Genomic DNA, 13,004 nt, shown 5'->3' with positions numbered 1-13,004 from the left:
CGGAGAACTCAGGAGTCGGTGCCGTCGCTGTCGGAGCCGTCGCCGTCCGCGCCATCGCCGTCGGTGCCGTCGCCGTCCGACGCGTCGCCGTCGGTGCCGTCACTGTCCGAGCCGTCGCCGTCCGTCGTGTCGGTCGCGTCGCCGTCGGTGCCGTCGCCGTCGGTGCCGTCGGCGTCACCGCCACCCGTGGGGACGTCGCCGCCCGGGCCGGTGGTCATGTCGTCGTCGCTGAGGGGCTCTTCGGGGGTCATAGGGGTCCTCCCTGGATCGGGTGTTGGGGGTCGCGTGCGTAGGTGTCGATCATGTACCCACGCGCCCCCGGCGTACACCGTGCCGAGGGGTGAACGTCAGCCGAGCACTCCGCGTCGGGCCGTGTCGTTCACGCGGTGCACCGCGCGCTCCGTCGCCAGCTCCGCACGCAGCTCGGGGTGCGCGAGGTAGAGGCGGAGGACGGCCAGCACCACGACCGGGTCCACCGCGATCGCGGCCACCTTGATCGTCGGGTCCGGTGTCCCGGTCCTCGCCCGCAGGGGGTCCGGCGGCCAGCCCGCACCCGGGACGGGCTGCACGCTCAGCCAGCTGTCGACCTGGTCGGTGACCTCCGTCCACAGGATCTTGCGGCCCGGCCGCGACCAGTGGTCCCGGAAGCCGGCGATCTCGTCCCACGGGAGCAGCGGCGTACGCCGGCCGGTGCGGAGCACGAGGCCGGCCGGGAGCAGGACGAGCCCGCGCTCGAGGGCCTGCCGTTCCCGGGCAGCACCCCCGGCGCCGACGACGAGCAGCAGCCCGAACATCGCCAGGACGGCGCCGCCGATCGCGCCCCCGACCCTGCCGTCCCGGACCCCGACGACGCCCGCCGCCACCGAACCGGCCAGCAGCATGAGTCCCAGCACGGCGAGCGCGAGCACGGTCGACCGCTTCGCGGGGTGGGTCGGCACCAGCAGCCCGGGCTGCCCGTCGAGGACGACAGTCCGGGCCGGCAGTCGCCGGGTGGTCCGGTCGAAGGGGATCACGCCGAGGGCGGCTCCGGCCACCGCCAGTCCCAGGGCCTGGAGCGGGTGGCCGGCAGCGAGCCATCCGCTCGCGGCCACCAGGAGCGCGACCAGGACCAGCAGACCGGCCGCCTTGAACAGCAGGTTGCGACGGGGGTCGAGGTGCCAACCCTCGCCCCGTTGCCGGAAGCGCAGCGGCGTCGGCTCGGCGGTCACTCGCGCCTTCTACCCGCGCGAGCGCCCGCCAACCGCAGCCGGCCCCCGTCGGCTCCAGCCGGTCTAGCCGGGCAGCAGGCCCTTGCGACGTGCGATGGCGGCCGCCTCGGTGCGACCGGACGCGTCGAGCTTGGCGAGGATGTTGGAGACGTGGACCGAGACCGTCTTCGCGCTGATGAAGAGCTGCTTGGCGATCTCGCCGTTGGACCGCCCGTCGGCGACCAGGGTGAGGATCTCGGTCTCCCGCGGGGTCAGCGAGTCGGGCGTGCTCTCCGTCCGCTGTGCGGTCGACCCGAGCGCCTTGAGCTCGTCGAGCAGCGGCTGCGCGCCGAGCCGGTGTGCGACCTCGCGGGCCAGGTCGCCCTGCTCGCGGGCGCCGGCGGTGTCGCCGGTCGCACGCAGGATCCCGGCGTACGTCGTGCGCACCTGGGCCAGCTCGTGGGCGTGCCCGAAGTCCTCGAAGCAGGTCACCGTCTCGCGCCAGGTCTCGACCAGCACGTCCTGCGGCGGCGCATCGACCCCGGTGAGCCAGCGCGCGCGCAGGGTCTCCGCGTCGAGCCGCTTCTTCCAGGCCCTGCCCTCGGGTCCCCAGTGGCCGGACGGGTCGGAGTAGCGCTTCACGACCTGGTGGCCGTCCTCGCTGATCCGCTCGACCTTGTCGACGTACGCCGCGCGCTCGGCGGCGGACATCGTCGCCATCGACCGGGCCACGGCGGCGACCGCGATCGCGCCGAACCGGATCCGCGCACTGAACCACTCGTGCCAGGTGCGGCCGAGCACGGCGACCACGTCGTCGTACACCTGGACCGCGCCGGCGGCGTCGCCGCGGCGACCCGCCTGGACCATCTCGAGGGCGGCCGAGTGGATCGCGACCGCACCCTCGCGCGCCCAGAACCGGCGCAGCTTGCGGGCCTCGGCCGCGACGTCGGCGCCGCGCCCCTGCTCGACGCTCATCCGCAGCGCGGACAGGATCGCCCGCGGGATCGGCGGCGGCGTCTCGCCGTGCAGGTCGGTCAGGTCGAGCACGTCGTCCCACGCGCCCCGCACCCACCGGATCCAGGAGAGCTGCACGCGCGACTCGAGGGCGTACGGCGCCCAGGTCAGCCCGGCGCCGACAGCCCGGTCGATGGCACTGCGGAACCACTCCTCCGACTGGTCGAACTCGGCCCAGTCCTCGAACGAGCGCCCGAGCAGGAAGCGGGCGCGCAGCTCGGCGTGCACGGCGTCGACCTGCTCGGCGCGGGCGACCGCGTCGGTGAGCGCCTCGCGGAGCCCCTCCTTGGGGCCGGTCTTCTTCAGGCCGCTGAGCGTCGTGATCGCCTCGGACGCGAGCCGGTGCAGGTCGAGCCGCTCGTTGAGCGCGAGCGCCTCCATCCCGACGGTCTGCGCCTCCTCGTAGCGGCCCATCCCGGCGAGCACCCGGGCGTGCACCGTGAGGGCGCGCGCCCGCCACTTGTTCTCGCCCTCGGGGGCCAGGGCGAGCGCCTCGGCGGAGATCTCCGTGGGGTCCTCGTCGGTGTCGACGACGATCAGGATCCCGGCGCGGGCGGTCAGCATCCGCGAACGCCAGCGCGGCGGGGCGTCGTCGGGCAGCCGGTCCAGCTGCTCCTGGATCAGCGCGACCGCCCGCTGCGGGTCGCCGCTCTCGCTCAGCGCCTCGGCGGCGGCGATGACGAGCTTGTCGACCTCCACCTCGGAGCGCTCGCAGCGACGCGGGTCGCTGAGGAGCTCGAGCGCCTGCTGGTAGTGGAAGGCCGCCTCGTCGGGTCCAGCCACGGTCGCGGCCTCGTCGCCGGCCTGGATGCTCGCGGTCAGGGCGGTGTCGAGGTCGTTCGCGAGCCGGGCGTGCCGGGCCAGCTCGGCGGCGGTGCCACCGGCGGCGCCGGACTGCAGCGCCTCGACGTACCGCGCGTGCAGCCGGACCCGCTCGCCGGGGAGCAGGTCGTCGTACACCGCCTCGCCGAGGAGCGCGTGCCGGAAGGAGTAGCGCCCGTCCTGGGCGACGAGGACGTTCATCTCGACCGCCTTGCGCAGGCCCTCGTCGAGGGCGGCGGCGTCGAGCCCCGACGTCGCGGCGAGCATGTCGTGCGAGACGCGGCGACCGGAGACGCTCGCGGTGCGGACCACGAGCCGGGCGGTCTCGTCGAGCCGGTCGAGCCGGACGAGGAGCACGTCCGCGAGGTCGTCGGGCACCCAGCGGCCGGGGCCGGCGGCCGCGCTGGTCAGCTCCTCGACGAAGAAGGCGTTGCCCTCGGCGCGGTCGACGATGCCGACGAGCTCGTTCTCGGCCAGGCCCTCGGGCACCAGCTCGGCGATGAGGGTGCGCACGTCGCCGTCGGACAGCGGCGGCAGGGCCACCCGTTGCACGCCCCGGATCCGGGACCACTCGGCGACCTGGCGACGCAGCGGGTGCCGGCGGTGCAGGTCGTCGGAGCGGTAGGACGCGATGACCGCGACCGGCCCGTCGAAGGGACGCGAGAAGAGGAAGCTGAGGAGGTCGCGCGTGGACTGGTCGGCCCAGTGGGTGTCCTCGATGACGAGCAGGACGGGGGTGCGGGCTCCGACGGTCTCGAGGAGGGTGTGCACCGCCTCGAAGAGGTCGGCGCGGTCGAGGGCGCCACCCTCGGCGCCGCCCCCGGAGGAGCTGTCGGCGGAGCCGAGCACCCGGCGGCCGGGCTGCAGCCGGGTCAGGGCGGGGTACTGCGAGGCGACCTGCTCGACGACGTCAGGCAGGTCGGCGGCGATCCGGCCGAGCACCTCGGAGAAGGGCAGGTAGGGCAGCGCACTGTCACCGAAGTCGAGGCAGTGGCCCGCGAAGACCTGCCAGCCCTCGGTGAAGGCGAGGTCGCGCAGCTCGACGAGCAGGCGGGTCTTGCCGACGCCGGCGTCGCCCGACAGGAGCACGACACCACCCGGCTCCGGCGTACCGGTCCCGGACGGACCGACGCCGAGCGACGAAGCAACCTCCGTCAGCTCGGCGTCTCGCCCGACCAGGGTCCGACTCGTGTGTGCTGCCACGTCGACCATGATCCCGTGTTCTGTTGTCATCTGCTCGCTGATTTCCGCGCTGGCCATCTCGGGCGGCCGATCAGCGCAGCTTGTTCCAGGTGAGGCCCCCCTGGTCCTCGGATCGCGCCATCCGGCGGCGCTGGCGGCGGGTCGCGATGTCCGAGTGGACCCGGTCGAGCCGGTACTCCAGCTCGGTCTTCACGTAGTCACGGTGGATGGTGTTGTCGTACATGGTCGGCTCCTCAGCTCCTCGCCTCATGGGTTAGGGCGATGAGACGACAGTGGTCGCCTGAGGTAGTCCGGCACATCGGGAAGGTGCCTTATCTGAGGTGCCCGCCGGCGCGCAGGCGCCTTAGAGCCGCTGCCAGGTCCCCTCGGAGACGACGTCGACAGCACCGTCGACGACCCTGATCGCGCTCTGGTCGTCGAGCGCGTACGCCGGCACCCCGACCTCGGCCGCCCACTGCTCCGCCGCGGCGATCGTGTTGTCCGGGAACACGTCGAGGTGCGGGAAGATCGAGAAGTCGACGACCCCCAAGGTGCGGTCGTCGGCGGCACCTGTCCACTCGACGAACATCGAGCCGATCCGGGGCGTCATCACCATGCTGCCGGCGCTCACCCCGACCCAGACGGTGTCCGGCAGCGACGGCAGCAGGTCGGCCAGCCCCGACTCACGCATCCAGTGGGCGAGGTACGTCGCGTCGCCGCCATCGACCAGCAGCACGTCGGCCTCGCGGACCCACGGCACCCAGCGGTCCGCGCCGATGGTGGGCAGCGCGGTGAGCTCGAGCAGTCCCACCGACCGCCACCCCATCCCGGCCAGCAGCCACGGCGGTCCACCGACGACGAAGCCCCGCGCCCCGACCGGGCCGCACATCGGGTGCCCCCACTGCGCCGTCGGGACCACGAGCGCCGTGCACTCCTCGATCGGCCTGCCGAGCATCTCGACGAGCGCGGCGTGGATGCTCGGGTTCGTGACGCCTCCCGACGTCAGCAGCAGCTTCATGGACGTCATGATCGGCCAGGCTGCCGGAACTCATCGGTGCGCCGCACCCGACGTAGGGTCGCGCCGTGCCGCGACTGATCCACCTCAACGGCCCGTCGCGGGTCGGGAAGTCGACGCTCGCGCGCCGGTACGCCGACGAGCACCCGGAGACCCTGGTCCTGGATCTCGACGATCTCGCCGGGCTGGTCGACGGCTGGCGGGACGACTTCTCGGCCGCCCTCGACGTGGCGCGCGGCCAGGCACGGGACCTGGCCCTCCGGCATCTCCGGTCCGGGCACGACGTGGTCCTGCCGCAGCTGGTGACCGTCCACGACCGGGACCCGGACGCGGCTCTCGCAGGCGTCGCTGCGGCCGCGGACGCGACGTACGTCGAGGTCGCGCTGCTGGTCGACGTGGCCGAGCACCTGCGACGCCTGCACGACAAGCGGCCGGCCACGGAGGTCGAGGCGCGGGTCCAGCAAGCCCTGGTCGATCCCGGATCGGACCTGGTCGAGCGCATCCGTCGCCACCTGGACGAGCACCTCAGCCAGCGGCCCCACACCATCCGGATCGACACGACCGGCCTCGACGAGGACGCGACGTACGCGCTCCTCCTCGAGGCACTCGAGGACTCCTAGACCGGGCGCCCGCCGATCCAGGTCGCGGCGACGAGCGGGACGCCGGGGCGGTAGGCGAGGTGGACGTGGCTCGGGGCGTCGAGCACGACCAGGTCGGCTCGACGGCCGACGGTGAGCGCGCCGATGTCGTCGCGGTCGAGGGCCTGAGCGCCGACGTACGTCGCGGCGTGGACGGCCTCGGCGGGGGTCATCCCCATCTCGCGGACGGCCAGGGCGATGCAGAGCGGGATCGAGCTGGTGAAGCAGGAGCCGGGGTTGCAGTCGCTCGCGAGCGCGACCCGGACGCCGGCGTCGAGGAGCCGGCGGGCGTCCGGGTAGGGCTGCTTGGTGGAGAACTCGACGCCGGGCAGCAGGGTGGCGACGGTGCCGGAGTCGCGGAGCGCGGCGACGTCCTCGTCGGAGAGGTAGGTGCAGTGGTCGACCGCGACGAGGCCCAGCTCGGCAGCCAGCCGGACGCCGGGGCCGTAGGTGAGCTGGTTGGCGTGCAGCCGTCCGCGCAGTCCGGCCGCCTCGCCGGCGGCCAGGACGGCGCGGGCCTGGTCCTCGTCGAACGCGCCGCGCTCGCAGAAGACGTCGATCCAGCGGGCGTGCTCCTTCGCGGCGTCGAGCATCGGGCCGGTCACGAGCTCGACGTACGCCGCGGGGTCGCCCTCGGGCACGACGTGCGCACCCAGGAACGTCGTCTCCTCGGTGAACTGGCGCGCGATCGCCAGGCTTCGCGCCTCGTCGCGCACGGTGAGCCCGTAGCCGCTCTTGATCTCGACCGTCGTGGTGCCCTGGCGGCGCATCTCGTCGACGAGCCGCGCGACGTGGCTGGTCAGCTGCTCGTCGGTCGCGGCGCGGGTCGCGGCGACCGTGGTGCGGATGCCACCGGCGGCGTACGGCGTGCCGGTCATCCGCGCCGCGAACTCCTGGGAGCGGTCGCCGGCGAAGACCAGGTGGGAGTGGGAGTCGACGAAGCCGGGCAGCACCGCCCGCCCCGCGACGTCCACCTGCTCGTCAGCGGGCGGGGCGACGGCCGCGGTCCCGACCCAGGCGACCTTGCCGCCCTCGACGACGAGCGCGGCGTCGGAGATGGCCCCGAGCAGGTCGTCGGCATCCGGGTCGTTGGTGACCAGCTCGCCGATGTGGGTGATGAGGGTGCTGCTCATGCGTGGACCTTCCCGATCGCGATCGCGAGCTCGCGCCCGATGTCCTCGTGGTCGTCGCTGGTCGCGACGACGCGGCCGTCGACCACCACGTGGGTCACGTCGGCGGCGGTGGCCGCGAAGACGGCGGTGGCCTCGTCGTCGCCGGCGCCGGCGGTCCTCGTGCTCTCCGTGCTGAGGGTGACGAGGTCGGCGCGCTGGCCGACCGCGATGGTCCCGGCGTCGTCGAAGCCGAGGGACTCGTGGGCGGTGCCGGCCGCGAGCAGCTCGGCGGCCGTCCAGTGCCCGCGCTGCTGGGTGGCCAGCCGCTCGTCGAGCTCGAGCGCGCGCATCTCCTCGAACGGGTCGATGACGGCGTGGCTGTCCGAGCCGAGCGTCAGCACCGCGCCGGCCAGCTCGAGGGCGCGGCCGGGGCCGATGCCGTCGCCGAGGTCGCGCTCGGTGGTGGGGCAGAAGCAGGCCCTCGTCCGCGTGGTGCCGAGGTGGGTGATGTCGGCGCCCGTGAGATGGGTGGCGTGCACCACCGTGGTGCGCGGCCCGAGCGCGCCGGCGTCGTGCAGCAGCTGGGTCGGCGTCACGCCGTACGTCGCGAGGCAGGCGTCGTTCTCGGCGACCTGCTCGGAGAGGTGGACGTGCAGCGGCCGGCCGGCGGCCGCCTCGACGACCGTGGGGACCTGGTCGCGCGGCACCGCCCGGACCGAGTGGATCGCCGCGCCGATCACTGTCGGGTGGTCGAGCCCGTCGAGACCCGCCAGCCGTGCGGCCCAGCCGTCGGCGTCGCCGTCGGTGTAACGGACCTGCACGCCCTCCGGCGGCCGCCCGAACCCGCTGCTGAGGTAGCAGGTGTCGAGCAGCGCGATCCGGATGCCGGCCTCGGCGGCCGCGGCGATGAGCGCGTGACCCATCGCGTTCGGGTCGTCGTACGGCGTCCCGTCGGGCTGGTGGTGCAGGTAGTGGAACTCACCCACGCTCGTGTAGCCGGCCGCGACCATCTCACGGTAGGTCGCCCGGGCGAGCTCGAAGTAGGTGTCCGGCGTGAGCCGTCCGGCCACGGCGTACATCTGGTCGCGCCAGGTCCAGAAGGTCCCCCGCTCGCGCTGGGTCCGCCCCCGCAGCGCCCGGTGGAAGGCGTGGCTGTGGCAGTTGGCCAGGCCCGGGAGGGTGAGGCCGCGGAGGCGGGTGCCGCCGGAGCCGCCCGGCGTGACGGAGGTGAACCGGCCGTCCTCGATCTCGACGAGCACGTCGGACTGGACGGCGCCGTCGACCCAGGCGCGCTCGAGGAGGAAGCTCGATCTCTGGCCGGTCATCGCGTGAGCCTGTCCAGGGTGTCGGCGAGGGCGGAGACGCCGACCAGGCAGTCCGCGACCGACGCCTCCTCGAGCGGCGAGTGCGAGATGCCGGTCGGGTTGCGGACGAAGAGCATCGCGGTCGGGATCCCAGCAGCAGACAGGATGCCGGCGTCGTGGCCGGCCTGGGTCGGGATGATCGGCCAGTCGCCGCCCTCGTGGTCGGCGGCCACCTCGGCGGCGAGGTCCGGCGCGAAGGCCACCGAGCCCGACACGGACTCCGCCACGACCGCCAGCGCCGTCCCGTCGCGCCCGGCGCGCTCCGAGGCCTGGCGGGTGATCTCGTCGACCAGCGCCGCCAACGCGTCGTCCGAGGAGCACCGCGCGTCCAGCCACGCCGTCACCCGCGACGGCACCGCGTTGGTCCCGTTGGGCTCGACCGCGACCCGCCCGAACGTCGCGCGCTGGCCGGCCACCCGGGCCTGCTTGTTGGCCGCGAGCACGGTCATCGCGTAGGTCAGCATCGGGTCGGCGCGGTCCTCCATCCGGGTGGTCCCCGCGTGGTTGGCGGCGCCGGTGAAGTCGAAGCGGTAGCGCCCGTGCGGCCAGATCTCGCTCGCCACCCCGACCGCAGCGCCGCGGTCGACGAGGTCGCGACCCTGCTCGACGTGCAGCTCGACGAAGGTGCCGACGCCGTCCAGCAGGGTGGAGGACCCGCCGGCGAGCACGTCACCCAGCGCCACCCCGTCCCGGTCGGTCAGCTCGCGGGCGACGTCCCAGGAGATGGCTCCGACGGCCAGCCGCGAGCCCAGGCAGGCGAGGCCGAAGCGCGATCCCTCCTCCTCCACGAACACCGACACCCCGACCGGTCGGGTCGGCACGACGCCGCGCGAGCGCATCAGGTCGACGGCGGCCAGGGCCGACACGACGCCGAGCGGGCCGTCGTACGCGCCTCCGTCGAGCACCGAGTCCAGGTGCGAGCCCGTCAGGACCGCAGGGCCGTCGCCGACGTCCCACCAGCCGACGACGTTGCCGAAGTCGTCGCGCTCGATGCGCAGCCCGCGCGCCACGCACTGCTCCTCGAACCACGCCGCCAGCTCGCGCTCCGCGGACGCGAAGGGCTGCCGGAAGTAGCCGCCCGAGGACGCCGAGCGACCCACCGGGGACAGGTCGCCCCACATCCGCTCGAAGTCGTCAGGCATCGCTCTCCCTATCCTTGGCTGCCATGGAGTTCCAGGACGTCGTCCGTCACCGCAAGATGGTCCGCACCTACTCGACCGACCCGGTCGACCCGGCGGTCATCGACCTCGCGCTGCACAACGCGACCCGCGCACCGAACGCCGGGTTCAGCCAGGGCTGGGCGTTCCTGGTGCTCGACACCCCCGACGACGTACGACGCTTCTGGGTCGCCACCGCCGACGACATCGACCACCCCGACGAGTGGCTGACCGGCATGATGAAGGCGCCGGTCGTGATCCTGCCGTGCTCCAGCAAGGCCGCCTACCTGCGGCGGTACGCCGAGGACGACAAGGGCTGGACCGACCAGGACGAGGCGCGCTGGCCGAAGCCGTTCTGGGACATGGACACCGCGATGGCGAGCCTGCTGATCCTGCAGACGGCGACCGACGCAGGCCTCGGCTCCTGCTTCATCGGCGTGCCACCCGAGAAGGACGCGGCCGTGCGCGAGGCGTTCGGCATCCCCAGCGACTTCGACCCGGTCGGCGTCGTGACGATCGGCCACCACCCGGTCGACGACGGCGCAGGCGCCGCGGGCTCCCCCACGCGGCGCGCGCGCAAGCGGACGACGGACGTCGTGCATCGCGGGCGGTGGGGGACTCGGCAGGAGCACCAGCCCAGTCCATCGGCGTAGTGCCGCCGGGTCAACGAGCCACACCAGCCTGCAGTCTCACATCCGAGACGAATAGCCTCCGTCCGTGATCGATCCCGCCGTCGCCAAGCTGCAAGCCCTGGTCCGCATCCCGACCGTCTCGAACCGGGACCCCGACCTCGTCGACGTCGCGGCGTTCGACGCGTTCGTCGCCGAGCTCGCGCGCCAGTTCCCGCTGCTGCACGAGCGTCTCGAGCTGACCCGGGTCGACACGCACGGACTGCTCTTCCACTGGGTTGGCGCGAGCGACGCGCGGCCGGTCGTGCTGATGGCCCACCTCGACGTCGTCCCCGTCGAGGAGGACGCCCCCTGGCAGCACCCGCCCTTCGGCGCCGAGATCCACGACGGCTCGATCTGGGGCCGCGGCACCCTCGACGACAAGGGCGAGCTGGTCGCGATCTGCGTGGCCGTCGAGACGCTGCTCGAGCAGGGCTTCACCCCCGCCCAGGACGTCTGGCTCTCCTTCGGCTGCAACGAGGAGGTGTCCGGCACGTCGGCGGTGCTGGCCGTCGAGGAGCTCACCCGCCGCGGCGTCGCGCCCTGGTTCGTGATCGACGAGGGCGGCGCGATCGCGGCCGAGGCGTTCCCCGGGGTGGCGGTGCCGGTCGGCGTCGTCGGCGTCACCGAGAAGGGGGTCACCTCGCTCGAGCTGCGCGTCGACGGCCGCGGCGGGCACGCCTCGACCCCCGCCAGGAACGGCCCGACCGTGCGGCTCGCCAAGGCGCTGGCCCGCCTCGACAAGAACCCGATGACCGCCAGCGTCCCCGACCCGACCGTCGAGCTGTTCCGCCGGATGGCGCCGCACGCCCCGCGGGCCCTGCGGCCGCTGATGGCCAACGCGAGCCGGCTGCGACCCGTGCTGACCCGCGCCCTGATCGCCGCCGGACCCGAGCCGGCCGCGATGACGCGTACGACGTTCGCGATCACCACCCTCTCGGGCTCGCCCGCGCTGAACGTGATCGCCTCGACCGCCAAGGCCGGCGTCAACATCCGGATCATGGTCGGCGACACCGTCGCCGGGGTGCTCGAGCACGTCCGCAAGACGATCGCCGACGACCAGGTCCAGATCAGCGTCGTCGAGGAGAACGAGCCGAGCCCGATCTCCCCGATCGACGACGAGGCGTTCGCCCTGATCGAGTCCACGATCGCCGACGTCTTTCCCGACGCGATCCCCGCCCCGTACGTCATGATGGCGGCCACCGACTCGCGGTTCTTCACCCAGATCTGCTCCCGGGTCTACCGGTTCGCACCGTTCCGGATGACCAAGGCGCAGCGTGAGTCGATCCATTCGTACGACGAGCACCTCGGGGTCGACGCCTTCGTCGACGGCGTGCGCTGGTACCAGCTGCTGATCGAGAGGATCCCCGGATGACGACGTCGCCGAGCCCGAGCCCGACCGCGACGGCGACCAAGGGCCTCTTCGCGATCGTCGGGTTCCTGGTCTGCGTCGAGCTCGCCAGCGGCATCCTGCAGGGCTACTACACGCCGATCTTCAGCGACATCGCCGACCACCTCGGCATCGCCGACGCCGACGTGAACTGGTTCGAAGCCGCGCAGCTGATCGTCTCCGCCCTCGTCGTGCCGCCGCTCGCGCGGATGGGCGACCTGGTCGGCCACAAGAAGGTGCTGCTCCTCTCGACCGCCGTCACGGCGCTGGGCTCCTGGGTGATGGCGTTCGCGCCGTCGTTCGCGACCTTCCTGGTGGGCTCGGCGCTGCAGGGCGCGTACGTCGTCTGGCTGCCGCTCGAGGTCGCGATCATCTACCGGCGCACGGCGGGCTCTCCCCGCCAGAACCACCTCACGCGGCGGTCGGCCGCGATCCTGGTCGGTGCCCTCGAGCTGGCCGTGATCATCGGGGCGCTCACCTCCGGTGCGCTGGTCGAGGCGACGTCGATGACGGTGCTGCTCGCCCTCCCCGCGATCGCCGTGACGCTGTGCTTCGTCGTCATCTGGTTCGGCATCGAGGACATGGAGGGCACCGCCACCGGCGGCATCGACGTCGGTGGCCTGGTGCTGATCACCTCGTCGATCGGTCTCGTGATGGGCGGCCTGATCGCCATTCGCCTGGACGGACCGGGCAGCCCGCTGCCGTGGGCGCTGATCGCGCTCGGCCTGGTGGTGCTCTACGTCTTCGGCCGCTACGAGCTCGCGCAGGCCGAGCCGCTGGTCGACGTACGCCTGCTGCAGACCGCCGGTCAGTGGCCCGTGCAGCTCACGGCGTTCCTCTTCGGCATGTCGGTGCTCGGCGCCCAGATCCCGCTGTCGACGTTCGCCCGCACCGATCCGGACGTCGCCGGCTACGGCCTCGGCGCCAGCGCCGGCTTCGTGTCGACGCTGATCGGCGTCTACGTCATCTTCCTCGCGATCGGTGCCTTCACGCTCCCGTTGACCTCCCGGGTGCTCGGCCCGCGCGGTGCACTCGTGATGTCGTCGCTGCTGGTCGCGATCGGGTACGCGCTGTGGCTGCCCTTCCACCACGAGACCTGGCAGGCGCTGATCAACATGGCCGTCGCCGGCCTCGGCTCCGGCGCCCTGGTCGCGGCCCTGCCGGCGACCGCGGCGGCCGCCGCACCCCCGGAGCGCACCGGCTTCGCCACCGGCATGACCAACGCGACCAAGACGATCGGCGGCGCGATCGCGTCGGCGATCTTCGCGATCGCGCTGTCGGCGACCGGCTCGATCGACGACCCGACCGAGGGCCACGCCCCGCTGTCGGGCTACCTCACGGTCTGGACGGTCTGCGCCGTCGCCGCCCTGTGCGCGGCCCTCGCCCTGCTGATGCTGCCCAAGAACGTCGCCGAGGAGCCGGCCCTCCCGCTGGTTCAGTAACCTGGGTGGGGCA

At 73.2% G+C, this 13,004-nt stretch carries 12 protein-coding genes; 4 read left to right on the top strand and 8 right to left on the bottom strand.

What is annotated here, in order from left to right; translation table 11 throughout:
* Positions 1 to 8 precede the first annotated feature (8 nt).
* From ASC77_RS18350 to ASC77_RS18335, 5 genes are all read right to left on the bottom strand, one after another.
* Entirely contained in the window at positions 9 to 251 is a 243-nt protein-coding gene (locus tag ASC77_RS18350; protein ID WP_056156275.1) for a hypothetical protein, read from the bottom strand.
* 96 nt (positions 252 to 347) lie between these two features.
* A complete protein-coding gene (locus tag ASC77_RS18345) occupies positions 348 to 1,208 on the bottom strand; it encodes a hypothetical protein (RefSeq protein ID WP_056156271.1) in 861 nt (286 codons plus the stop codon).
* 63 nt (positions 1,209 to 1,271) lie between these two features.
* Complete coding sequence (locus ASC77_RS27795; protein ID WP_162249835.1) at positions 1,272 to 4,226, bottom strand: helix-turn-helix transcriptional regulator; 2,955 nt, start codon at positions 4,224 to 4,226, stop codon at positions 1,272 to 1,274.
* Positions 4,227 to 4,296: 70 nt separating this feature from the next.
* On the bottom strand, positions 4,297 to 4,449 hold the full coding sequence (locus tag ASC77_RS26770; protein WP_156391167.1) for a hypothetical protein: 153 nt from the start codon (positions 4,447 to 4,449) through the stop codon (positions 4,297 to 4,299).
* Between the two features lie 120 nt (positions 4,450 to 4,569).
* On the bottom strand, positions 4,570 to 5,232 hold the full coding sequence (locus ASC77_RS18335; RefSeq protein WP_321163702.1) for a Type 1 glutamine amidotransferase-like domain-containing protein: 663 nt from the start codon (positions 5,230 to 5,232) through the stop codon (positions 4,570 to 4,572).
* Between the two features lie 56 nt (positions 5,233 to 5,288).
* On the opposite strand from ASC77_RS18335, the gene ASC77_RS18330 reads away from it, so the two are divergent.
* Positions 5,289 to 5,840: an AAA family ATPase gene (locus ASC77_RS18330; RefSeq protein ID WP_056156262.1), complete on the top strand. Its 552-nt coding sequence runs from the start codon at positions 5,289 to 5,291 to the stop codon at positions 5,838 to 5,840.
* Here ASC77_RS18330 and hutI read toward each other — a convergent pair.
* The 3 genes from hutI to ASC77_RS18315 are packed head-to-tail and all read right to left on the bottom strand — an operon-like array spanning position 5,837 to position 9,476.
* Positions 5,837 to 6,991, bottom strand: coding sequence for an imidazolonepropionase (hutI, locus tag ASC77_RS18325; protein WP_056156259.1), 1,155 nt, complete (start codon positions 6,989 to 6,991; stop codon positions 5,837 to 5,839). The genes ASC77_RS18330 and hutI overlap by 4 nt on opposite strands.
* Complete coding sequence (locus tag ASC77_RS18320; protein ID WP_056156257.1) at positions 6,988 to 8,295, bottom strand: formimidoylglutamate deiminase; 1,308 nt, start codon at positions 8,293 to 8,295, stop codon at positions 6,988 to 6,990. The genes hutI and ASC77_RS18320 overlap by 4 nt, the downstream gene beginning before the upstream one ends.
* A complete protein-coding gene (locus ASC77_RS18315; protein ID WP_056156253.1) occupies positions 8,292 to 9,476 on the bottom strand; it encodes an allantoate amidohydrolase in 1,185 nt (394 codons plus the stop codon). The genes ASC77_RS18320 and ASC77_RS18315 overlap by 4 nt, the downstream gene beginning before the upstream one ends.
* A 23-nt stretch (positions 9,477 to 9,499) precedes the next feature.
* Here ASC77_RS18315 and ASC77_RS18310 point away from each other — a divergent pair, with 23 nt between their 5' ends.
* The 3 genes from ASC77_RS18310 to ASC77_RS18300 all read left to right on the top strand — a co-directional run bounded on the left by ASC77_RS18310 (position 9,500) and on the right by ASC77_RS18300 (position 12,991).
* A complete protein-coding gene (locus ASC77_RS18310; RefSeq protein WP_056156251.1) occupies positions 9,500 to 10,144 on the top strand; it encodes a nitroreductase family protein in 645 nt (214 codons plus the stop codon).
* A 64-nt stretch (positions 10,145 to 10,208) separates the two neighbouring features.
* Positions 10,209 to 11,534, top strand: coding sequence for a M20/M25/M40 family metallo-hydrolase (locus ASC77_RS18305; protein WP_056156250.1), 1,326 nt, complete (start codon positions 10,209 to 10,211; stop codon positions 11,532 to 11,534).
* On the top strand, positions 11,531 to 12,991 hold the full coding sequence (locus tag ASC77_RS18300; RefSeq protein WP_056156247.1) for an MFS transporter: 1,461 nt from the start codon (positions 11,531 to 11,533) through the stop codon (positions 12,989 to 12,991). Before ASC77_RS18305 ends, ASC77_RS18300 begins: the two co-directional genes overlap by 4 nt.
* Positions 12,992 to 13,004: the final 13 nt, after the last annotated feature.

Origin of the sequence: Nocardioides sp. Root1257 (assembly GCF_001425175.1) — a bacterium.
Lineage (GTDB): Bacteria > Actinomycetota > Actinomycetes > Propionibacteriales > Nocardioidaceae > Nocardioides.
Note: the sequence above shows the minus strand (reverse complement) of the source record. Positions and strands in the feature narration are given on the sequence as shown.

Excerpts from the sequence above, each read along its gene's own strand:
- ASC77_RS18350 (WP_056156275.1), bottom strand. The coding sequence starts at position 251 with ATGACCCCCGAAGAGCCCCTCAGCGACGACGACATGACCACCGGCCCG.
- ASC77_RS26770 (WP_156391167.1), bottom strand. The coding sequence starts at position 4,449 with ATGTACGACAACACCATCCACCGTGACTACGTGAAGACCGAGCTGGAG.
- ASC77_RS18335 (WP_321163702.1), bottom strand. The coding sequence starts at position 5,232 with ATGACGTCCATGAAGCTGCTGCTGACGTCGGGAGGCGTCACGAACCCG.
- hutI (WP_056156259.1), bottom strand. The coding sequence starts at position 6,991 with ATGAGCAGCACCCTCATCACCCACATCGGCGAGCTGGTCACCAACGAC.
- ASC77_RS18320 (WP_056156257.1), bottom strand. The coding sequence starts at position 8,295 with ATGACCGGCCAGAGATCGAGCTTCCTCCTCGAGCGCGCCTGGGTCGAC.
- ASC77_RS18315 (WP_056156253.1), bottom strand. The coding sequence starts at position 9,476 with ATGCCTGACGACTTCGAGCGGATGTGGGGCGACCTGTCCCCGGTGGGT.
- ASC77_RS18310 (WP_056156251.1), top strand. The coding sequence starts at position 9,500 with ATGGAGTTCCAGGACGTCGTCCGTCACCGCAAGATGGTCCGCACCTAC.
- ASC77_RS18300 (WP_056156247.1), top strand. The coding sequence starts at position 11,531 with ATGACGACGTCGCCGAGCCCGAGCCCGACCGCGACGGCGACCAAGGGC.